Source organism: Streptomyces sp. ISL-11 (assembly GCF_018614525.1).
Lineage (GTDB): Bacteria > Actinomycetota > Actinomycetes > Streptomycetales > Streptomycetaceae > Streptomyces.
The window spans coordinates 1-21,586 of the sequence record NZ_JAGGOL010000055.1 but is presented as its reverse complement, the minus strand read 5'-3'; the positions used below and the strand labels follow the sequence as shown (position 1 = coordinate 21,586).

The window sequence follows — 21,586 nt, the reverse complement described above, 5'->3', positions numbered from 1 at the left end:
AGGAGGGTGGAGCGAGGCCCGGCGCTCTCTGCCCTGATCGCGCCACGGCCTCCCATCGGCCTCGCCGGCCGCGGGGTCCGCACACCCCGCGCGACCGGTGGGCCGATAACGGCTCCGGGCTGCGGTGCCGACCGGGTCGAGGGTCCCGGCCGGGCGCCGCGGCCCGAAGTGGTTTTCCGGCTCGTTCTCCGCCGGGTTTCTCCCGTGCTCTTCCCCCGGGCCGCCCGCTGACGCCTTCCGCGCCGTACTTGCCGCCCCGCGCGAGGGTGATCCCGTAGGCCGCCATCCGTCGGGGCAGCATCTCCAGGACCGGCCGGAGCTCCTCGGCACGCCCGCGCCGGCGGGGTGAAGCCCACCGTGCCCGGGGCGCCCACGGCTGCTAGATTGGTCTATACCACACGACCTTTGTCCACTCTCCAGATCGGCAGGCCCAGCGTGGAAGTTGTCATCGTCCAGGACGCCAAGGCAGGCGGCGAGCTCATCGCGGAGGCCATGGCCGCCCTGCTGCGCCGTAAGCCGGACGCGCTGCTCGGCGTGGCCACCGGCTCGACCCCGCTGCCCATCTACGAGGCGCTGACGGCCAAGGTCCGCTCCGGCGCCGTGGACGCCTCGCGCGCCCGCATCTGCCAGCTCGACGAATACGTCGGCCTGCCCGCCGACCACCCGGAGTCCTACCGCTCGGTGGTGCTGCGCGAGGTCGTGGAGCCGCTCGGGCTGACCGAGGACTCCTTCATGGGCCCCGACGGCACCGCCGAGGACGTCCAGGCCGCGTGCGAGGCGTACGACCGGGCCCTGTCCGGGGCCGGCGGCGTGGACCTCCAGCTGCTGGGCATCGGCACCGACGGGCACATCGGCTTCAACGAGCCGTGCTCCTCGCTCGCCTCCCGCACCCGCATCAAGACCCTGACCGAGCAGACCCGCGTCGACAACGCGCGGTTCTTCGACGGCGACATCGACCAGGTGCCCCACCACGTCATCACCCAGGGCATCGGCACCATCCTGGAGGCCCGCCACCTGGTGCTGCTGGCCACCGGCGAGGGCAAGGCGGACGCCGTGGCGGCGACCGTGGAGGGCCCGGTCTCGGCCCTGGTCCCGGCCTCCGCGCTCCAGCTCCACCCGCACGCGACGGTCGTCGTGGACGAAGCGGCGGCCTCCGAGCTGAAGCTGGCGGACTACTTCCGCCACACGTACGCGAACAAGCCGGTCTGGCAGGGGCTGTAGGACCCGGGGCTCCGGTCCTCGATCGCGGGCCGGGCTCCACGGAGCCCGGCCACATCCGGCCCGGCCGGCGTTCGAGGCCAAGGGGGTCCGGGGCAGAGCCCCGGTTACGGGAGGGGCGGGTAGGGGAAAGCCCTACGCCCCGGCGATGACCTCCGCCGCGGCCAGGCCACAGACCCGAGCCGCCCCATGCGTGGCGATGTGCAGCGCCCCGGTCGGCGGCGCCTGGTTCAGCCCCATCTCCACCACCACCGTTTCCGGCCGGACGGCCAGCAGCGCGTCGAGCGCCTCCGCCATCCACCGATGCCGGTGCACATCCCGGACGACCGCGACGATCCGCCGGTCCCCCGCGTCACCGAGCACCTTCTCGGTCTCGGCCGCGTCCGGCCCGTACGTACCGCTCCCCGTCCCCGGCAGCAGCCGCTCCAGCTCCGGCCCGACGCCCCATGGCGTCTCGTCGCCCACGGCGATGTTCGCGACGGGGGTGAAGGCCGCCACGTGCACCGGGTCCGGGGAAGGCGCGTACGCGTCACCGCGGGTGACCCGCAGGGCGCGCCGCGCCGCCGTCAGTCCCACCTCGGGTGCGGGCGCGGTCCCCTCCTGCGCCGCGCCCGCACCCGAGGTCCAGCGCGCCAGGGCGCGTACCCGTGCGGCCGCGTCGGCGAGCCGCTCCTCCGTCAGTTCGCCGGACCGCACGGCGGCGACGAGCGCGTCCCGCAGGCGCAGCACCGTGTCCTCGTCGGCCAGTCCCCCGCCGACGCAGATCGCGTCGGCGCCCGCGGCGACGGCCATGACGCTGCCGCGCTCGATGCCGTACGCGTCGGCGATGGCCCGCATCTCCATGCCGTCGGTGACGATCAGGCCGTCGAAGCCGAGGCCGCCGGCGGTGACCGGTGCGCGCAGCAGGCCGTGCAGGGCGGCGGGGCTGAGGGTGGCCGGCAGGTCGGCGTCGAGCGCGGGCAGCAGGATGTGCGCGCTCATCACGGCCCTGGTCCCGGCGGCCACGGCCGCCCGGAAGGGCACCAGCTCGCGCGCGGACAAGGTGGCGAGGTCCGCGTCGATGCGCGGCATGTCGTGGTGGGAGTCGACCGCGGTGTCGCCGTGCCCGGGGAAGTGCTTGGTGCAGGCGGCGACGCCGGCGGCCTGCATGCCCTCGACGTAGGCGGCGGTGTGGCGCGCGACCAGGCGCGGGTCGGCGCCGAAGGACCGTACGCCGATGACCGGGTTGTCCGGGTCGGAGTTGACGTCCGCGGAGGGCGCCCAGTTGAGGTTGACGCCGCAGGCGGCGAGGCGGCGGCCGAGCTCCCGGGCGACGGCCCGGGTCAGGCCGGTGTCGTCGACCGCGCCGAGCGCGAGGTTCCCGGGGAAGGAGGAGCCGGTGCGGACCTCCAGGCGGGTGACGTCGCCGCCCTCCTCGTCGATCGCCACGAGCACGTCCTCGCGCTCGGCGCGCAGCCGCGCCGTGAGCGCGGCCAGCTGTTCGGGCGAGTCGATGTTGCGGCCGAAGAGGCCGACCGACGCGAGCCCTTCGCCGAGCCGGCGCAGCAGCCAGTCGGGTGCCGTGGTGCCCGTGAAGCCGGGCTGGAGGACCGTGAGGGCGTTCCTGGTGAGTGTGTCCATAGGAAAGTGCTAGCCCTTCACCGCGCCGGAGGTCAGGCCACCGACCGCCTTGCGCTGGAGGATGACGAAAAGGACGAGGACGGGCACGGCGAAGAGGGAGGAAGCGGCCATCGTGGCGCCCCAGTCGTCGCCGAAGGTGGTGCGGAAGCCGGTGAGCCACACGGGCAGGGTCTGGCCGGCCTGCTTGTTGAGGATCAGGACGTAGGGGAACTCGTTCCAGACGGTGATGAAGCCGAAGAGCGAGGTCGCCATCAGGCCGGGGGCCAGCAGCGGGAAGATCACCTTGCGGAACGCCTGGGCGCGGGTGCAGCCGTCGACCATCGCCGACTCCTCCAGCTCCTTCGGCACGGCGGCGACGTACCCGCGCAGCGTCAGGACGGTGAAGGGCAGCACCATGACGGTGTAGATGGCGACGAGCGGCACCAGGCTGTTCAGCATCTCGGCGTCGCGCACGATGATGTAGTACGCCAGCGCCATGACCTCCCAGGGGGCCATCTGCGCCATCATCATCACCAGGATGAAGCTCTTGCGGCCCCGGAAGCGCATCCGCGCGACGGCGAAGGACGCGAGCAGCGCGATGATCAGCGACAGGCCGACCGCGATCAGGGTGACGGTGAAGGAGTTGCCCACCAGCGTCCAGAAGCCGTCGGCGTGCACGGCCTTCTCGAAGTGGTCGAACGTCGGGCTGGTGGGGAACCAGACCGGGGTCTCGCTGACGACGTCCTTGTTGGCCTTGAAGGCCGTGGAGAACATCCAGTAGACGGGGAAGACGAATCCGGCCGAGAGGAGGACCGCCGTCGCCCCCGGCCACACCCGGCCGGCGAGTGAGCGCTTCACAGTTCGTCCTCCTCTTGCTTGAGAACCAGACGCAGGTAGTGCGCCGTCAGGGCCAGCAGGATCACGATGGTGAGGATGGAGATCGCCGCGCCCATGCCGAAGTGCTGGCTGCCCACGCCCTCCTGGAAGGCGTAGACGGGCAGGGTCTCGGTGAGCCGGTCGGGGCCGCCCTCGTTGATCGCGAAGACCTGGGTGAACGCCTTGAAGATCCAGATGACTTCGAGGAACGTCGTGGCGAGGAAGAACGGCTTGAGGAAGGGGTAGGTCACCGAGGTGAACCGCTTCCAGGGGCCGGCGCCGTCCAGCGAGGCCGCCTCGTACAGCTCCTTGGGGATCGTGGTGGTCGCCGCGTAGAGGTTGATCGCCACGAAGGGGACCGACTGCCAGACGATCAGCACGGTGATGACGAAGAAGGTGGAGAACTGGCCGCCGGTCCAGCTGTAGCCGGCCATCGCGTGCCAGCCGAGCGTGTCCAGCAGGTAGTTGACGACGCCGAAGCGCTGGTCGAAGAGCCACTGGAAGACGGTGGTGGCGGCGACGACGGGCATCGCCCAGGCCAGGACGAGACTGAGCGAGAGCATCAGCCGCAGCTTCGTGCCCAGGCGGGCGAGCAGCAGCCCGATCAGGCAGCCCAGCACCATGATGAGGGCGACGTTGGCGGCGGTGAAGACGACCGAGCGGGCGGTCACGCCCCAGAACTCGGAACTGCCGAGCTGTTCGCTGTAGTTGTCGACGCCGGACCACTCGGTGACGTGCTGGATCAGCTGGCGCGGGTTGAGGTTCTGGAACGACAGCAGGCCGTTCTTCACCAGCGTCCAGCCGAGCAGGAGCACCGTGACCGCGGCGGCGGGCAGGATCAGGAGGTACGGGACGCCGTCCGCGAGCCTCTTGCGGGGGCGGGGCGGCGGGGCGCCGCCTTTGCCGATCCGGGGGGCGGGCCCGGCCGCCACCTCTTCGGTCTGCGCTGACATCGTCGCCCGCCTTCTCCCCTGTCGAACGGTATTGCGTGGTACGCGGCCGTAGGGGGCCGGCACCGGCCGGCCCCCGTCACGGTCGGGACGGTTACTGCTTCTGGGCGAGGCGCTTGTTCATGTCGGCCTCGACCTGCTTGGCGGCTTCCTCGGGGGACTTGCCGCCCAGGACGGCCGTCATGTACGCCTTGACCGGGTTCGGGGCGTTCTCCACCGCGGCCCACTCGGGGATCAGCGGGGTGGTGCCGCCGTTCTTCGCGGCGGGGGCGGCGGCCTCGGCGGCAGCGTTGCCCTTCACGTTCCCGACCAGCGAGTCCTTGTTGGGGATCGAGCCGACCTCCTTGGCCAGCGCGCCCTCGTTCTTGTCGGACAGCGCGATCTTCAGGAACTCCTTGGCGAGGTCCTGCTTCTTGCTGCCCGCGGCGACGGCGAGGTTGGAGCCGCCGAGGAAGACGCCCTCGGGCTTGTCGGCGCTCTCACCGGGGATGGTGAAGAAGCCGATCTCCTTCTCGATGGCCGGGTTCGCCTTGATGGCGGTCTGCGCCTCCCAGCCCATGCCGATGAACGCGCCGGTCCTGCCCTTGGCGAAGATGTCGGCCTGCTGCGGGGTGGCCTCGTCCTTGTCCTTGGGCGCCTTGCTGAACGCCTGGTACTGCTTGTAGACCTCCATGGCCTTGGCGACCTTGGGGTCACCGAGGTTGGAGACGTACTTCTTGCCGTCCTTCTTCACCAGGTCGGCGCCGGTGCCGATGGTCAGGCCGTCGAAGAAGTACCAGTTCTGGCCGGGGAGGTAGAGCGGCTCGGCGTCGCCCTTCTTCTCGATGGCCTCGAACGCCTTGAAGAGGTCGGCGCGGGTCTTGGGGATGTCCTTGACGCCCGCGTCGGCCCAGACCTTCTTGTTGTAGATGACGACGCGGTTGCTGGCGTACCAGGGGGCGGCGTACTGCTTGCCGTCGAAGACGGCCGGCTTGTTGAGGGACTCGCTCCAGCCCCCGCCGATCTCCTTCTTCAGGTCGCCGAGCTCGGAGAGACCACCGGTCTGCGCATAGGCGGGCGTCTGGGTGTTGCCGACCTCGATGACGTCCGGCGGGCTGGACTCCGACAGGGCGGTGGTCAGCTTCTGCTGGATGCCGTCCCATTTCTGGACCTGGATGCTGAGCTTCGCACCGGTCTTCTGTTCGAACTCGGTCTGGACGCTCTTCGTCCAGCCCGCCGGATTCGAGCCATCCATGAACCAGACGGTCAGGCTCTTGGTCCCGGCCCCGTCACCCGATCCCTTGTCACTGTCGCCGGACCCACAGGCAGCGACACTCACCAACATGGCCGCGACACCCGTCGCCGCTATGAGCCCACGCTTCACAGCACTCTCCTCAAGGACCGAATGTGGTCTTTAATGGTTTAGACCAGTGCCCGCAGCTTGGCCTAGACCTTTTGGGGTGTCAAGGGTGTATAAGAGTCGCTGTCGGCTCCGTTACCGGACCGACACCTCAAGGTCGACCTGGACATCTCCGGGCCCCTCGGGCTGTGCCCGTGCCACGATGTGACCGCGACAGACGGAGGAGCCGGTGTCAGCAGCAGGATCGGAGTCGGAAAGGCGGACGATGGTGACCGAGGGTGGTGCGACGGAGAGCGGCAGCACATCGAGCGGCACGCGGACCGCGCGCGTTCCCAAGTACTACCGGCTCAAACGTCATTTGCTGGACATGACCGAAACCATGCCCCCCGGCACCCCGGTGCCGCCGGAGCGCACGCTCGCCGCGGAGTTCGACACCTCGCGCACGACCGTCCGCCAGGCCCTCCAGGAGCTGGTCGTCGAGGGCCGGCTGGAGCGCATCCAGGGCAAGGGGACATTCGTCGCCAAACCGAAGGTTTCCCAGGCGCTGCAACTGACCTCCTACACGGAGGACATGCGGGCCCAGGGCCTGGAACCCACCTCACAGCTCCTCGACATCGGCTACATCACCGCCGACGAACGGCTCTCCTCGCTGCTCGACATCACGGTGGGCGGGCGGGTGCTGCGGATCGAGCGGCTGCGGCTGGCCAGCGGCGAGCCGATGGCGATCGAGACGACCCATCTGTCGGCGAAGCGGTTCCCCGCGCTGCGCCGGAGCCTGGCGAAGTACACCTCTCTCTACACCGCCCTGGCCGAGGTCTACGACGTCCACCTCGCCGAGGCCGAGGAGACCATCGAGACGTCCCTGGCCACCCCGCGCGAGGCGGGCCTGCTGGGCACGGACGTGGGCCTGCCCATGCTGATGCTCTCGCGGCACTCCCTGGACGCCCGGGGCGAGCCGGTGGAGTGGGTGCGGTCGGTGTACCGGGGGGACCGGTACAAGTTCGTGGCGCGGCTGCAGAGGCCGTCGGAGTGAGTCACACGCTTGAGCCCGGCGGGATACGCCGGGCTCAGGTGCATTCGGTGCGCGTTTCCACTGCTCCGGCGTGAGGGTCAGGCTGTCGATACTCGGCATCCCAGGAAGGTCCCCCGGGGCCGTGTGCCCATAGGCGTTCGCCTTCGGGTCCCACAGTCACGCCGAGGTCGGTGAGTGCAGGTGCTCCGGCTTTCCGCCAGGTGGTCACAGCTTGAGCCGCTTCATCCACGAGGCGGCGTGGTCCCCACTGGCGGACGCGCCCATCCCGCTTCCACGCCGCCCATGAAGCCCCGTCATGGGCCTCGAACCACCACGTGCTTTCGCCGAAGAAACCGCGCATGCCGGGGACGAGGGCGTGAAGGAGGAACTCGGCACCCAGCTCGGCCTCCAGCGGCGACAGGTCCACATCGGTGCGGGTCTTGTCGGAGTCGGAGAGGGTGGCGTTGATGACGGGGCTCATATCGGCCGCGTCGGCGCCACGCTGGCCGCGCAGCGTCATGAACGTCATGCCGTCCACGATCGGCCCGGATGCCGTTTTGCCGTTGGCCGAGACGACCAGACGGGCAAGGGCCAGGCCTCGGTAAGGCGTGAGGATGACCCCGCCCGGCGCGGTCTGGTCGATCCACGCCGAGGGCACGCGCATGGCAGATGCGGTGCACAGGACCCGGTCGTACGGTCCGCCCTGGGGCCGGCCCTGTTCGCCGTCACCGCAAACCGTCCGTACGTCCCCGTATCCGGCCGCGGTGAGGTTGCGCCGGGCGTCGGCGGCGAGAAGCTCGTCGATTTCGACGGTCGTGACGTGGTCGGCCGGGGTCCGCTCGGCCATCAGGGCGCAGTCGTAGCCGGAACCGGTGCCGATGTGCAGCACATTGTGCCCTCGCTCCAGGGCGAGGTGGGAGAGCTGACGGGCGACTACCCGCAGCTCGGAGAGGGACGACGTGAACCGTCCCGCCGCGCCGTCGGCGGGCGCGGTGGCACCGTCGTCCATCTGGGTGATCAGGGCCCGGCCGGGGGTGTAGACCGTGGTGGCCCAGGTCTCGGGGTTGGTGTCGCGGTCGATGAGCGGGTATCCGCCGTCCTCGCGTTTTGCCTTGATCCAGAACCGGGGCGGTACGAACGCCTCACGGGGCACGTTCTCGATCGCCGGCCTCACCCATGGGTCGGTGAACTGCCCGTCGTCGGCGAGGGCCTGTGCGCAGCGGCGGCGCAGTGCCGGGTAGTCGTCGGTCATCGGCGGTGGGGAGCGTCGCCGTCGTCGGTGGACGGATCGTTCCCGTAGTCGCTCTGCCGATCGCGGTCCTGGTTCACGTCGTACTCACGGTCGTCGTCGTGCGGCTCTTGTTCCTTGCGTCCCATGGCGTGTCTCCCAGGGTGGTGATCGAGGTCAGTGTGGCCTTGTCGAATGCGGGACGGGAAGGCGGGACCCCCACCGATAGCTCGGGCAATAGGCGAGGAGGGTTTCGCACGCGTGCGCCAGTGCGAGCACGTCGGAATGTGCGTCCGCACCGCCGGGGTTCACGAGGGTCCGGCATGCGTAGGCCACGGCCAATTTCCTTTTGGCACAGCCGAAGGAGTCGTCTCCCTGCATGGCTTCAGCGTCGGCCGCGACGATGGGCCATAGTCGCTGGATGTGGTCGCGGAGCAACATCTTCAGCTCGCGCCGAGTCGGATCTGCGGTCCTGCCGGGATCGGCGAGGTGCTCCTCGATACTGTGCAGCGTTTCAGCAACGTCGACGCAAACAGTCTCGGTACTCACGTAAGCCTTCCTGGGTAAACGTGGCAGCTGCAAGTGCATGGCAACGGCTCATCCCGGGGCGGCGAAGGTGTCCCTACGCGGCGGATGGGCGTACCTCCGGAGCAGCTCATGTGTTGGCCGGTCCGGCAGTCCTCTGTGGTGTGAGGACGGGCGGGGCGGATCACGGGCACGGTGTCTCTCCAGCCGTGACGCCACCGTGTTGCGTGGCAGCTTGCCGAATGGCGCCGCTGATGTGTGGCCTGACGTCAAGGCCGTGCGGCAGCGGTAATGGGGTACCCGTGGCCTCGCCCCAGGGTGGCGTGTCCCATCTGACGTCGTGCGATGGAGGTAGAGCTACCCACCCGCAACACCCCGTCCGCACCTCGACAAGCCGTTCGGTCAAGCTGTCGAGGACAGCTGCGCCAGTTCCGGGCAGTGCGAGAAGAACCGCCCGATCGCCGTGAACGAGGCATGGGACACGGACCTTCCGGTCGAGAGCGACCATGGCGGCCATCCCGATCTGCCGAGGCGTGATGATGGCGTCAAAGGTGATGGTCGGAGCAATGAGTGAGGCGCTCGGGGTCCTGTTGAGCTCTTCGACGAGTTGCTGCGCCGCAATCCGGGACGGCTCACCTGTGGTGAGCGGGTGAGCGCCAGGGGCGGGGCAGGGCACTGCGGAGTGGGCGTCCCGGCAAGTGCAGCCGGCGCGAGGCCGGAAGCGGTGCCCGAGGGCGATCGTCCAGCCGAGATTTGCGGTGTAGGTGCGGGCGTAGGACGCGGGGTCCCGGCCGTGGAGGGGTTCGAACATTCATCCCCCGATCGTGATCACATGATTGCTGTCTGTAACGTCTAGGCAGCGTGGACCACCGACACGGCGACGCCCCCCAGTTTTCCTGGGGGGCGTTGGACGCGGCTTCCTCAGTGAACGAGCTCCATATTCCTGACCAGCGACGACAGAGCGGATGCCTGAGATGGGACGCCGACCCGTACCAGGTCGGAGACCAGCGCGCGGGCCATCGGATCCGCGTAGACGTAGTACGGGGCACCCGCCGCCGCCTTCCGCAACGTCGTCACCGCCTGAGGAAGCCGCCCCATCTTCCGGAACGCCCGGGCCTGGTCGATCTCGTAGTGCGTGCGTCTTTCCTTCGACGGCAGGGCGGCGATATTCGCCTCGGGGACCACCGTGAGGCCGGTGTCCGGCTGCTCCACCTCGACTCCCACCTCCGCCGCGTGGACAGCCACGGTGCCGCGCCCGAAGACTGTCTGGCGCTCCAGGTCGTGGTAGTCCGGTCCAAGCCGGTCCGCGTCTTCCAGTGCAGCGTTGATCCGCGACCAAGCACTTTCGGACTGATACCCACGGGCGGAAGCGATGGCGCACCTCAGCATGAGCGCACCCCGCAAGCTCAGCGCGGCCGTCGTCGGCCGCTTCGCGGCGGCCAGCGGTTCGATGTCACGCAGCGCCGCCTCGGCAACCGCCAGGGTCTCCGGCAGGCTCACCTGGTGAAGCAGCGCTCCACACCGGTCCCATGCCACCGCAGCCTTGACGATCGGATCGCCGAGTTGAGTAGCCGCACCGGCAGCCACCTCCGCCGCGACCCATGCCAGGTCGGGGTAACCCAACTGGTTCAGGCACATGCGAGCAGTACGAGCAGCATCGACCATGTACCGCATTGCCTCGTCGCGCGCAGCGCCTTCGGCATTGAGGAGCGCGGTATTCAGGTCCTCGATCATCGCGGGCAACAGGTCGGCGACCTTCGGTAAATTGGCCGCCTGCCGCGCTGCGTTGGCCATGTCCGACCGGACCTGCATTGTCTCGCGGCTCGCAGCTACCGCCTGCGGCGCGAGCCCGGGGTGGCCTGAGAGGATGAGCCCGGCTCGGCGCAGGCCCGTACGCAGCGCGGGGATGTGCGCGTGGGCGAAGGAACCGTTGCCGCGTTGGAGTCGGTAGGGCTGGCCCAGGAGCCACACCACATCGACGTCGCAGAGATCGGCCACGGCAGTGATCAGCGAGTAGCGGTCGAGGGGCAGGCGGCCGGCTTCGACGTCCTGGACCCAATGTTCGGACCGGCCCAGCCGGTCGGCCACCTCGGTTTGAGTGAGCCCGGCGGCATTGCGGGCGATGCGTACACGCGTGCCGATGCGCTCGTCAGTGTGTTGGGGCATACCGAACTCCGTTCTGACACCAGAACCGTACCTTCGGGACCGTCAGCCGTGTGGGTCGCAGGCAGACCGGTACTCGTCCAGGAGACGGAAGAATGCCGTCAGCGGCTCCTCGTCACCGGCATTCCGATCAATGGCCTCAGCCCATCCCAGGGCCATGGACCAGCCGTAGCGTGCCCGCAGCCACTCGGCGAACGGCCCATCCGGCGAAAGAGCGAAGCGCTCGTCGACCCCATGAACGGACAACGCCGTGGCATAGCCGATGAGGATGTTTTGCAAGTCCCGCAGGGACCGTTGCGGGATCCACATGGACGGACGCAGCCGGATCTGCACCAGCACGTCTTGGACGTCTCGGCACTGGTTGATCGATCTGGGCTGCTGGTCGGCCGACATAGGCCCATCACCCCGTGGTGTAGTTGAAATAGGCGTACGGAGCCACCGACACCCCCTCAGCAACGGCGCGTTCGCCGTCATCGTCCGCCGTCGGGTCGAGGTCCTGGGCGCTCAGTCCGCCCATGGGCCATACGGCGAATCCGGCGCGGAAGGCGTTGCCGGTGCCCGTGGGTGTGCTGGTGAGACCCCGGGCGTGGAGGTCGGAGAGGACGTCGTGACGAAGCCGACGCCGCATCCGGAGATGAGCTCTATGTCGGCATCCTGCCATCGCAGCGATAGCCCTCATAGCAGGGCAGAGACCCACCTCGCAGCAGAAACACACAACTCGCCATAAATAACGGGCTTTTACGGCTTTCCCCGCTACCGTGACCATCAACCAAGCGACCCCCCACGCCGGAGGCAACCGGCGAAGGGGGTCTACACCCACCAGGAGACTAGGACTCCCTCAGGATGCTCCGGCATGTTATCGCTCCCACCCGATTCTTCTCCCAAATCCCGAACGAGATCATCCGCCACCCCCGCCTGTCCGCCGAGGCCGTACGCCTCCTGATCTGGCAGCTCTCCCAGCCGAACAGTGCCGACGTGCCGCTGTCCAGGACGGCCGACCAGGCCGGGATCAAGAAGACCGCGTTCATGCGGGCCAAGCGGGAGCTGATGGCCGAGGGTTACTTCCACGAGTGGCGGCGTCAGGGCCCGGACGGCCGGTGGTCGCGGCCCCAGCTCGTGTCGAACGTGCCGCTGACCGCCGACGAGGCCGTCGCCGTACGAGCCGGAGGCATCCGCCCCGTACCGGAACCACCGACCGCTCCAGAACCGGCCGTCGGCGAGCCGAGCCGTCGGGCCGTCGGCCGTTCCCAAGACAACAGGGGAGAGAACAACACCTCCCACCCTCCCCACCCGCTGGCCGAGCGCGGCGCGCAGGCACTGGTCGCCGTGTGCCACACCGAGCGGCGGCTGAGACTCTCCGGCCCGGACATCAAGCGGCTCGCGCCGCTCGTCGGCGAGTGGCTGCTGCGCGGCGCCACCCTGCGGGACCTCAGGGACGCGCTCACCGACGGGCTCCCCGAACGTGTCCACTCCCCCGCCGGAATCACCCGCGACCGCCTCCTCCGCAAGATGCCTGACCCCGCCCTCCCCGCCGCCGAGCCCGCCCCGCGCCCGCAGCCGCTCCGCGCCTGCGCCGGCGGGTGCGGACGGATGATGCGGCCCGTCGCGGACGAGAGCGAATGCCGCGACTGCCGCCAGGGAGCGGCGGAGTCCTCGTACGACGGCGCCGTCGCGGCCACCCGACGAGGCATGGGTGCTGTCCGCGCCGCCATGCGGAACTGCGTTCCGTAGTCACGGGCGCCGCGCGTCGCTGCCGTCTTGAGGGCCATCAAACCGACCGGGCCCTGACCGATGACCGCCACCCGGTCGCCGAGGCCGATGCCGCGCTTGGCATGAACGAACGGCGAGCGGCAACGGGTGGAGGATCGCCCCCTGTTCGTACGGAATCGCGTCCGGCAGCGCGCCCGGCCCATGACGTTGCCATACCGATATACGGACAGGGGGTGACTCCCGGTAGGACCCTCGCCTAGATTTCCTGCGCATCACGTAGTGATCATTCAGGGGGGAGTCACCGTCATGACGGAACCACCGGCAGAGCCATCCACTGGCGCGTCGGCAGCGGGACGGGAGGGCGGCCGGGTGTCCGTGCCGATGGTCCTGGCCGGTATATGCCTGGCGATCCCCTTCGGCGCGATGCTGTGGGTCGACTCCTACTCCCGGCTCACGCCCGCCTTCATCGGCATACCGTTCTTCTACTGGTACCAGATGCTGTGGGTGCTGGTCTCGACGCTGCTGACCGTCGTCGCCTACGTGCTCGTCCGCCGCAACGAGCAGGCCCGCCGGGGCGGTGGGCGCTCGTGAAGGACGGCGTGAACGGCGTGGCACTCGCCGTCTTCATCTTCTTCTTCCTGGTCGTCACCGTCATGGGCTTCGTCGCCTCGAAGTGGCGCCGCGCCGAGAACGCGGACAGCCTCGACGAGTGGGGGCTGGGCGGCCGCTCGTTCGGCACCTGGGTGACGTGGTTCCTGCTCGGCGGTGACCTCTATACGGCGTACACCTTCGTCGCGGTCCCGGCGGCGATCTACGCGGGCGGCGCGGCCGGGTTCTTCGCGGTGCCGTACACGATCCTCTGCTATCCGCTGGTCTTCACCTTCCTGCCCCGCCTGTGGTCGGTGTCCCACAAGCACGGCTATGTGACGTCCTCCGACTTCGTCCGCGGGCGGTTCGGCTCCAAGGGCCTGTCGCTGGCGCTCGCGCTCACCGGCATCCTCGCGACGATGCCGTACATCGCGCTCCAGCTCGTCGGCATCCAGGCCGTGCTGGACGTGCTGGGCGTGGGCGGCGGTTCGAACTGGTTCATGAAGGACCTGCCGCTGCTCATCGCCTTCGGCGTGCTCGCCGCCTACACCTACTCATCGGGGCTGCGGGCGCCCGCGCTGATCGCCTTCGTCAAGGACGCGCTGATCTACATCGTGATCATCGTGGCGATCATCTACATCCCCATCAAGCTGGGCGGCTTCGACGACATCTTCGCCAAGGCCGGCGACGCCTTCGCGGTCAAGAACCCGGAGACGGGCAAGCCGCGCGGCTCGCTGGTGACCGGGGAGCAGGCGCAGTGGTCGTACGCGACCCTCGCGCTCGGCTCGGCGATGGCGCTCTTCCTCTATCCGCACTCGGTGACCGCGGTGCTCTCCAGCAAGAGCCGCAACGTCATCCGCCGCAATACGACGATCCTGCCGCTGTACTCCCTGATGCTGGGCCTGCTGGCGATGCTCGGCTTCATGGCCATCGCCGCGGGGATCAAGGTGAAGAACGGGCAGCTCGCGATCCCGCAGCTCTTCGAGGACATGTTCCCGGACTGGTTCACGGGCGTGGCCTTCGCCGCGATCGGCATCGGCGCGCTGGTGCCCGCGGCGATCATGTCGATCGCCGCCGCGAACCTGTTCACCCGCAACATCTACAAGGACTTCATCCGCCCGGATGCCTCGCCCGCACACGAGGCCAAGGTCTCCAAGCTCGCCTCGCTGCTGGTGAAGGTGGGCGCGCTGGTCTTCGTCCTCACCATGGACAAGACGGTCGCGATCAATTTCCAGCTGCTCGGTGGCATCTGGATCCTCCAGACCGTGCCCGCGCTGGTGGGCGGCCTCTTCACCCGCTGGTTCCACCGCTGGGCGCTGCTCGGCGGCTGGGCTGTCGGGATGCTCTACGGAACATGGCGGGCATACGACACGCCGAGCGCCACACAGGATCATTTCGGCAATACCAACCTCATACCCCTCATAGGGGAGAAGGGGTACATCGGGCTGACCGCGTTCACGCTCAATGTGATCGTCGTCATCGTGCTGACTTTCGTCCTCAAGGCCGTCGGCGCGCCGGACGGCGTGGACCAGACGAAGGCGTCGGACTACACCGCGGACGCCGGCGACCCAGGCGTCCGGGCGGAGCTTCCCCCGGCCACGGCGGGGGCCCCGGGCGGCCACTAGAAGGGCTTCAGACAGGCTGCCGGCCGGCCGCCGATCCGGCGGGACACGAGGCCCGTCGCACCCCCTTGAAGGGGGCGCGACGGGCCTCGGCCGTTCCCGGCGCATACCCCGAAGTCCCGGTCTCTGTTAGCACATTCCGACCCACGCGATTACCGCGCGACACAAGATGTGGTGGTGCGTGCGACGCCCAGCACTAGATGTATGCTCGTGCTCGCTGTCGTCGCAGGGGAATCCGGTGGAAATCCGGAACTGTCCCGCAACGGTGCATGTATGCCGTAATGACGCATGCAGGAGTCCGAGGACCTGCCGACAGCACGCCCACCGCCGAGCCACCGCACGGCACCGGGCGTTTTGTATTCGTCCGGGCCTCGCGGGTTGGGCCGATGGACGCTACGAGCATGCCCTGGTGCTGTCAGGCATGCCCGTACGCGCCCGTCGCGCGCCACCCGCCCGGCCCTCTGCCGAGCGAGGGAGAGCCTCAGTGACCATCGCGCCCGCCGATCCGGTCTCAGCGTCCGCGGAAGCGACCGGCGGCCCCGGGACCGCGCTGCTGCGCACCCTGACCGACCTCACCGCCGATCTGCCCGCCACCGACCCCGGCAAGGTCGCCGCCGCCGCGCTGCGGGGCCGCCACCCGGGTTCGGACGAGGCCGAGTTGCGGTCCCTGGCCACCGAGGCCGCCGCCGGACTGATCTCGGAGGAGCCGCAGTACTCCAAGCTCGCCGCCCGGCTGCTGACCCGCGCGATCGCCGACGAGGCCGCCGGGCAGGGCGCGACGTCCTTCTCCGCCTCCGTGGCGACCGGCCACCGCGAGGGCCTGATCGCTGACGAGACCGCGGCGTTCGTGCGCACCCACGCCGAGCGCCTGGACGGCCTCGTCGAGAAGGCGCTGGCCGACGGCGCCGACGACCGCTTCGGTTACTTCGGCCTGCGCACGCTGCACAGCCGGTACCTGCTGCGCCACCCCATCACCCGGCAGGTCGTCGAGACCCCGCAGCACTTCCTGCTGCGCGTGGCCTGCGGCCTGGCCGAGGACCACTCCGTGCGGGCCCTGGAGGACGTGACCGAGCTCTACCGGCTCACCAGCACGCTCTCCTACCTGCCGTCCTCCCCCACGCTCTTCAACTCCGGCACCCGCCACCCGCAGATGTCGTCCTGCTACCTGCTGGACTCTCCGCTGGACGAGCTGGACTCGATCTACGACCGCTACCACCAGGTGGCGCGGCTGTCGAAGCACGCCGGCGGCATCGGCCTGTCGTACTCCCGCATCCGCTCGCGCGGCTCGCTGATCCGCGGCACCAACGGCCACTCCAACGGCATCGTGCCGTTCCTGCGGACCCTCGACGCCTCCGTCGCGGCCGTCAACCAGGGCGGCCGGCGCAAGGGCGCGGCCTGTGTCTACCTGGAGACCTGGCACGCGGACATCGAGGAGTTCCTGGAGCTCCGCGACAACACCGGTGAGGAGGCCCGCCGCACCCACAACCTCAACACCGCGCACTGGATCCCGGACGAGTTCATGCGCCGCGTCGAGACGGACGGCGACTGGTCGCTGTTCTCCCCGGCCGACACGCCCGAGCTGGTCGACCTCTACGGCGACGAGTTCGACGCCGCCTACCGCAAGGCCGAGGCCGACGGCAAGGCCGTCAAGACGATCCCGGCGCGCGTGCTGTACGCCCGGATGATGCGCACGCTCGCGCAGACCGGCAACGGCTGGATGACGTTCAAGGACGCCTCCAACCGCACCGCGAACCAGACCGCCGAGCCGGGCAAGGTCGTCCACTCCTCGAACCTCTGCACCGAGATCCTGGAGGTCACCGACGACGGCGAGACCGCGGTCTGCAACCTGGGCTCGGTCAACCTGGCGCAGCACCTGGGTGCCGACGGCGAGATGGACTGGGACAAGCTCGACCGTACGGTCCGTACGGCCGTCACGTTCCTCGACCGCGTCGTGGACATCAACTTCTACCCGACCGAGCAGGCCGGCAACTCCAACAGCCGCTGGCGCCCGGTGGGCCTGGGCCTGATGGGTCTGCAGGACGTGTTCTTCCGTCTGCGCCTGCCCTTCGACTCCCCCGAGGCGAAGGAGCTGTCGACCCGCATCTCCGAGCGCATCATGCTCGCGGCGTACGAGGCGTCCGCCGACCTCGCCGAGCGGAACGGCCCGCACCCGGCCTGGTCCGCGACCCGCACCGCGCGCGGCGTGCTGCACCCGGACCACTACCCGAACGCCGAACAGCGCTGGGCCGACCGCTGGGACGCGCTGCGCGCCCGGATCGCCCAGGTCGGCATGCGCAACTCGCTGCTGCTGGCGATCGCGCCGACGGCCACCATCGCGTCCATCGCGGGCGTGTACGAGTGCATCGAGCCGCAGGTCTCCAACCTCTTCAAGCGCGAGACGCTCAGCGGTGAGTTCCTCCAGGTCAACACCTACCTGGTGGAGGACCTGAAGAAGCTCGGCGTGTGGGACCGCACCACCCGTGACGCCCTGACCGACGCCAATGGCTCGATCCAGGACATGGGATGGATCCCGCAGGAGGTCCGCGACCTCTACCGCACCGCCTGGGAGATCCCGCAGCGCTTCCTGATCGACATGGCGGCGGCCCGTACGCCGTACCTCGACCAGAGCCAGTCGCTGAACCTCTTCATGGCCTCGCCCACCATCGGCAAGCTCAGCTCGATGTACGCGTACGCCTGGAAGCAGGGCATCAAGACGACGTACTACCTGCGCTCCCGCCCGGCCACCCGGATCGCGCGCTCGGCGAGCGCCGCCGCCACGGTCCCGGCGACCGCCATCCCCGTCCAGCAGGCGGCGCCCGACGAGGACGCCATCGCCTGCTCCCTGGAAAACCCCGAGTCCTGCGAGGCTTGCCAGTAATGACCGCCCCTGCACAGAAGAACCTCCTCGACCCGGGCTTCGAGCTGACCCTGCGTCCCATGCGGTACCCGGACTTCTACGACCGCTACCGCGACGCGATCAAGAACACCTGGACCGTCGAGGAGGTCGACCTCCACTCCGACGTCGCCGACCTCGCCAAGCTCTCCCCGGGTGAGCAGCACATGATCGGCCGCCTGGTCGCGTTCTTCGCGACCGGCGACTCGATCGTGGCGAACAACCTCGTGCTGACGCTGTACAAGCACATCAACTCCCCCGAGGCGCGGCTGTACCTGTCGCGGCAGCTCTTCGAGGAGGCCGTGCACGTCCAGTTCTATCTGACGCTGCTCGACACCTACCTCCCCGACCCGGACGACCGCGCCGCGGCGTTCGACGCCGTGGAGGAGATCCCCTCCATCCGCGAGAAGGCCCAGTTCTGCTTCAAGTGGATCAACGAGGTCGAGAAGCTGGACCGCCTGGAGACGAAGGCCGACCGCCGTCGCTTCCTGCTCAACCTGATCTGCTTCGCCGCCTGCATCGAGGGCCTCTTCTTCTACGGCGCCTTCGCCTACGTGTACTGGTTCCGCTCCCGCGGCCTGCTGCACGGCCTGGCGACCGGCACCAACTGGGTCTTCCGTGACGAGACCATGCACATGAACTTCGCGTTCGAGGTCGTGGACACCGTCCGCCAGGAGGAGCCCGAGCTCTTCGACGACGAGCTCCAGCAGCAGGTCACCGACATGCTGAAGGAGGCCGTCGAGGCCGAGCTGCAGTTCGGCCGCGACCTGTGCGGCGAGGGCCTGCCGGGCATGAACACCGAGTCCATGCGCGAGTACCTCCAGTGCGTCGCCGACCAGCGCCTCCAGCGCCTGGGCTTCACGCCGGTCTTCGGCTCGGAGAACCCGTTCTCCTTCATGGAGCTCCAGAACGTCCAGGAGCTGACCAACTTCTTCGAGCGCCGCGCGTCCGCATACCAGGTGGCGGTCGAGGGCACGGTCGCCTTCGACGACGAGTTCTGAGCCGCGGGAGCGTCCCCGCGTCGCCGTGACACACCCGAAGGGCCCTGCCGGAAGGCGGGGCCCTTCGGCCTTCCCGTGCGCACCCCGCGCGGCCGCCGGAAGATTTTTCACCCGCTCTGTCGATCTGGCCGTCTCCCGTTCGACGCATAGATGAAAGGGCGGGTCCGTCCGGGCGGTGTCCCGGCGGGCCGGCCGCATCCGGCATCGAACGACAGGAGACATGTCATGGCCCGCTTCATGATGATCGTGAAGGCGACCGAGGAGTCCGAGGCCGGCGCGCTGCCGACCAAGGAGATGATCGCCGACATGAGCGAGTACAACGACCAGCTGGTCAAGGCCGGTGCGCTCCTCGCGGCCGACGGCCTCCAGACGTCCGCCAAGGGCGCCCGGGTCACCTTCTCCGCCGGCCGGCCGGTGGTGACGGACGGGCCCTTCGCCGAGACGAAGGAGCTGATCGCCGGCTACTGGGTCATCCAGGTGAAGGACCGGGACGAGGCCCTGGAGTGGGCCCGCCGAATCCCCTTCCAGGACGGCGAGGTCGAGATCCGCCAGGTGTTCGAGCCGTCCGACTTCCCGGCCGACATCCTTCCCCCGGAGGACGCGGCCCGCGAGGAAGCCCTGCGCGAGGAGCTCCGGAAGAAGGCACAGCAGTAGTTCCCGTTCGTATGCTCGTGCTGTGACGGCTTCCGGCAGCCCTGTGCACCGCACCATCGACGCGGTCTGGAGAATCGAGTCGGCGCGGCTCGTCGCCGGCCTGACCCGGATCGTGCGGGACGTCGGCCTCGCCGAGGAACTCGCGCAGGACGCGCTGGTCGCCGCCCTGGAACAGTGGCCGGAGTCGGGCATCCCGGAGAAACCGGGTGCCTGGCTCATGGCCACCGCCAGACACCGCGCGATCGACCTCGTCCGGCGCGACCGGAACCTCGCGCGCAAGCTCGCCCTCCTCGGCCACGAGCTGGAGACCGAGCAGGGACAGAACGCGCTTCCGGACGACTCCGGCATCGAGGACGACCTCCTGCGCCTGGTCTTCGTCGCCTGCCACCCGGTGCTGTCCACGGAGGCCCGCGTCGCCCTCACCCTGCGCCTGCTCGGCGGGCTCAGGACCGACGAGATCGCCCGCGCCTTCCTGGTCGCCGAGCCGACCGTGGCCCAGCGGATCGTCCGCGCCAAACGGACCCTCTCCAAGGCGGAGGTGCCCTTCGAGGTGCCCGGGGCGGACGCGCTCGCCGAACGGCTCTCCTCCGTGCTGGAGGTCGTCTACCTCGTCTTCAACGAGGGCTACGCGGCCACCGCCGGGGACGACTGGATGCGCCCGGCCCTGTGCGAGGAGGCCCTGCGGCTCGGCCGCGTCCTCGCCGGGCTCGTGCCCGGGGAAGCCGAGGTGCACGGCCTGGTCGCCCTGATGGAGATCCAGGCATCGCGGTCGGCCGCCCGCACCGGCCCGTCCGGCGAACCGGTCCTCCTGCTCGACCAGGACCGGGGCCGGTGGGACCAGCTGCTGATCCGGCGCGGCCTGGCGGCACTGGAGCGCGCGGAACGGCTCGGGGGTGCGTACGGGCCGTACGCCCTCCAGGCCGCCATCGCCGCCTGCCACGCCCGGGCCCGCACGGCGGAGGACACCGACTGGCCCCGCATCGCCGCGCTGTACGCGACGCTCGCCGAGCGGGTGCCCTCACCGGTCGTGGAGCTCAACCGCGCGGTCGCGGTCGGCATGGCGTACGGGCCCGCCGCCGGCCTGGAGATCGTCGACGCCCTGACCTCGGAGCCCGCCCTCAAGGACTACCACCTGCTGCCCAGCGTGCGCGGGGACCTGCTGACACGGCTCGGCCGGCCCGCCGAGGCCCGCGCGGAGTTCGAGCGCGCGGCGTCCCTGACCCGCAACGCACGCGAACGCGCGCTCCTGCAGGAGCGCGCAGCCGCTTGCGCGAAACGCTAGCGCGTGGCCGGCGGATCACGTGAGCGGGCGGCTGCGGGCCGTGTCGTGCGCACCACCGCTGCGCGGCGGTGTCCTCAAACGCCGGACAGGCTTGATTTCGCTGGGCTCATCCCCACGACGCGGCGTAGCCCACGGGCTCGCCCGCCATGCCGGCGGTGAGGGTGGTGCCGTCGGTGGGGTTGATGAGGAGGAAGGAGCCGGTGCGGCGGGAGTGGGTGTAGGGGTCGAGGGGAAGGGGCTCGGCCGTACGGAGGGTGACCTGGCCGATGTCGTTGGCGGTCAGTTCGCCGGGGGCCGGGTGTTGGGAGAGGTCGTCGAGGGTCAGGCGGGAGGGAATGTCCTTGACGATGGCCTTGACGGTGCGGGTGGTGTGCTTGAGCAGGACCCGGTCGCCCATGCGCAGCGGCTGGTCGGCGACATGGCAGACGGTGGCTTCCACATCGCGGGTGCTCTGCGGTGCGGTGAGGGTGGGGGTGATGAGGTCGCCGCGGGAGATGTCCAGGTCGTCCGTGAGGCGGACGGTGACGGACTGCGGTGCCCATGCCTCCTCCACCGCCTCGCCGAGCAGGTCGATGGCGGTGATCGTGCTGGTGCGGCCCGAGGGCAGGACCGTCACCTCGTCGCCGACGCTCAGCACACCGGAGGCGATCTGGCCGGCGTAGCCGCGGTAGTCGCGGTGCTGGGGTGTTTGGGGGCGGATGACGTACTGGACGGGGAAGCGCGCCGGTTCACCCGTGGGATCGGTGACGACCGACACGGTCTCCAGATGTTCGAGGACGGTCGGGCCGCCGTACCAGTCCATGTGCGCCGACGGCTGCACGACATTGTCGCCCGCCAGGGCACTGATCGGGATGGCCGTCACCTCGGGCACACCCAACGACGCCGCGTAGGTGGTGAATTCCTTGGCGATGGTGGTGAAGACGGGC

General features: G+C 69.6%; 19 protein-coding genes, 1 pseudogene and 1 riboswitch. Of the genes and pseudogenes, 9 read left to right on the top strand and 11 right to left on the bottom strand.

Annotation, left to right across the window (positions count from 1 at the left end):
* Positions 1–435 precede the first annotated feature (435 nt).
* Complete coding sequence (gene nagB / locus J7E86_RS13475; RefSeq protein ID WP_215081916.1) at positions 436–1,221, top strand: glucosamine-6-phosphate deaminase; 786 nt, start codon at positions 436–438, stop codon at positions 1,219–1,221.
* Between the two features lie 132 nt (positions 1,222–1,353).
* On the opposite strand, the gene J7E86_RS13470 is transcribed toward nagB, so the two are convergent.
* The 4 genes from J7E86_RS13470 to J7E86_RS13455 all read right to left on the bottom strand — a co-directional run bounded on the left by J7E86_RS13470 (position 1,354) and on the right by J7E86_RS13455 (position 6,006).
* Positions 1,354–2,838 carry a glycoside hydrolase family 3 protein gene (locus J7E86_RS13470; protein WP_215081872.1) on the bottom strand — a complete coding sequence of 495 codons (1,485 nt, stop codon included), beginning with the start codon at positions 2,836–2,838 and terminating at the stop codon, positions 1,354–1,356.
* 9 nt (positions 2,839–2,847) lie between these two features.
* Positions 2,848–3,675 carry a carbohydrate ABC transporter permease gene (locus tag J7E86_RS13465; RefSeq protein ID WP_215081871.1) on the bottom strand — a complete coding sequence of 276 codons (828 nt, stop codon included), beginning with the start codon at positions 3,673–3,675 and terminating at the stop codon, positions 2,848–2,850.
* Positions 3,672–4,646, bottom strand: coding sequence for a carbohydrate ABC transporter permease (locus J7E86_RS13460; RefSeq protein ID WP_215081870.1), 975 nt, complete (start codon positions 4,644–4,646; stop codon positions 3,672–3,674). Before J7E86_RS13460 ends, J7E86_RS13465 begins: the two co-directional genes overlap by 4 nt.
* A gap of 91 nt (positions 4,647–4,737) precedes the next feature.
* Positions 4,738–6,006, bottom strand: coding sequence for an extracellular solute-binding protein (locus tag J7E86_RS13455; protein WP_215081869.1), 1,269 nt, complete (start codon positions 6,004–6,006; stop codon positions 4,738–4,740).
* A 241-nt stretch (positions 6,007–6,247) separates the two neighbouring features.
* Here J7E86_RS13455 and J7E86_RS13450 point away from each other — a divergent pair, with 241 nt between their 5' ends.
* Positions 6,248–7,015 (top strand): GntR family transcriptional regulator, encoded by a 768-nt coding sequence (locus tag J7E86_RS13450; RefSeq protein WP_215081868.1) that lies wholly within the window; start codon positions 6,248–6,250, stop codon positions 7,013–7,015.
* A 34-nt stretch (positions 7,016–7,049) separates the two neighbouring features.
* Here J7E86_RS13450 and J7E86_RS13445 read toward each other — a convergent pair whose 3' ends face one another.
* The 6 genes from J7E86_RS13445 to J7E86_RS13425 form a co-directional block, all read right to left on the bottom strand.
* Positions 7,050–8,246: a methyltransferase domain-containing protein gene (locus tag J7E86_RS13445; protein ID WP_215081867.1), complete on the bottom strand. Its 1,197-nt coding sequence runs from the start codon at positions 8,244–8,246 to the stop codon at positions 7,050–7,052.
* On the bottom strand, positions 8,243–8,371 hold the full coding sequence (locus tag J7E86_RS31625; protein ID WP_285439690.1) for a hypothetical protein: 129 nt from the start codon (positions 8,369–8,371) through the stop codon (positions 8,243–8,245). The genes J7E86_RS13445 and J7E86_RS31625 overlap by 4 nt, the downstream gene beginning before the upstream one ends.
* A 28-nt stretch (positions 8,372–8,399) precedes the next feature.
* On the bottom strand, positions 8,400–8,771 hold the full coding sequence (locus tag J7E86_RS13440; RefSeq protein WP_215081866.1) for a hypothetical protein: 372 nt from the start codon (positions 8,769–8,771) through the stop codon (positions 8,400–8,402).
* A gap of 897 nt (positions 8,772–9,668) precedes the next feature.
* The gene (locus J7E86_RS13435) at positions 9,669–10,913 is read right to left on the bottom strand and encodes a helix-turn-helix domain-containing protein (RefSeq protein ID WP_215081865.1); all 1,245 of its coding nucleotides are present in this window, start codon (positions 10,911–10,913) and stop codon (positions 9,669–9,671) included.
* A gap of 42 nt (positions 10,914–10,955) precedes the next feature.
* A complete protein-coding gene (locus J7E86_RS13430) occupies positions 10,956–11,303 on the bottom strand; it encodes a hypothetical protein (RefSeq protein WP_251019084.1) in 348 nt (115 codons plus the stop codon).
* A gap of 7 nt (positions 11,304–11,310) precedes the next feature.
* Complete coding sequence (locus J7E86_RS13425) at positions 11,311–11,538, bottom strand: hypothetical protein (RefSeq protein WP_215081864.1); 228 nt, start codon at positions 11,536–11,538, stop codon at positions 11,311–11,313.
* A 215-nt stretch (positions 11,539–11,753) separates the two neighbouring features.
* On the opposite strand from J7E86_RS13425, the gene J7E86_RS13420 reads away from it, so the two are divergent.
* The 7 genes from J7E86_RS13420 to J7E86_RS13390 all read left to right on the top strand — a co-directional run bounded on the left by J7E86_RS13420 (position 11,754) and on the right by J7E86_RS13390 (position 20,660).
* A complete protein-coding gene (locus tag J7E86_RS13420; RefSeq protein WP_215081863.1) occupies positions 11,754–12,641 on the top strand; it encodes a hypothetical protein in 888 nt (295 codons plus the stop codon).
* A gap of 360 nt (positions 12,642–13,001) precedes the next feature.
* On the top strand, positions 13,002–13,211 hold the full coding sequence (locus tag J7E86_RS13415) for a DUF3311 domain-containing protein (protein ID WP_215081914.1): 210 nt from the start codon (positions 13,002–13,004) through the stop codon (positions 13,209–13,211).
* On the top strand, positions 13,208–14,833 hold the full coding sequence (gene mctP / locus J7E86_RS13410; RefSeq protein WP_215081862.1) for a monocarboxylate uptake permease MctP: 1,626 nt from the start codon (positions 13,208–13,210) through the stop codon (positions 14,831–14,833). Before J7E86_RS13415 ends, mctP begins: the two co-directional genes overlap by 4 nt.
* A gap of 184 nt (positions 14,834–15,017) precedes the next feature.
* A riboswitch (cobalamin riboswitch) is annotated at positions 15,018–15,159 on the top strand.
* A gap of 155 nt (positions 15,160–15,314) precedes the next feature.
* Complete coding sequence (locus J7E86_RS13405; RefSeq protein WP_215081861.1) at positions 15,315–17,708, top strand: ribonucleoside-diphosphate reductase subunit alpha; 2,394 nt, start codon at positions 15,315–15,317, stop codon at positions 17,706–17,708.
* The gene (locus J7E86_RS13400; protein ID WP_215081860.1) at positions 17,708–18,724 is read left to right on the top strand and encodes a ribonucleotide-diphosphate reductase subunit beta; all 1,017 of its coding nucleotides are present in this window, start codon (positions 17,708–17,710) and stop codon (positions 18,722–18,724) included. Before J7E86_RS13405 ends, J7E86_RS13400 begins: the two co-directional genes overlap by 1 nt.
* A 225-nt stretch (positions 18,725–18,949) precedes the next feature.
* On the top strand, positions 18,950–19,378 hold the full coding sequence (locus tag J7E86_RS13395; protein ID WP_215081859.1) for a YciI family protein: 429 nt from the start codon (positions 18,950–18,952) through the stop codon (positions 19,376–19,378).
* Positions 19,379–19,400: 22 nt separating this feature from the next.
* Positions 19,401–20,660: an RNA polymerase sigma factor gene (locus J7E86_RS13390; protein WP_215081858.1), complete on the top strand. Its 1,260-nt coding sequence runs from the start codon at positions 19,401–19,403 to the stop codon at positions 20,658–20,660.
* Between the two features lie 106 nt (positions 20,661–20,766).
* On the opposite strand, the pseudogene J7E86_RS13385 reads toward J7E86_RS13390, so the two are convergent.
* A pseudogene (locus tag J7E86_RS13385) lies at positions 20,767–21,586 on the bottom strand (hypothetical protein); the annotation flags it as partial.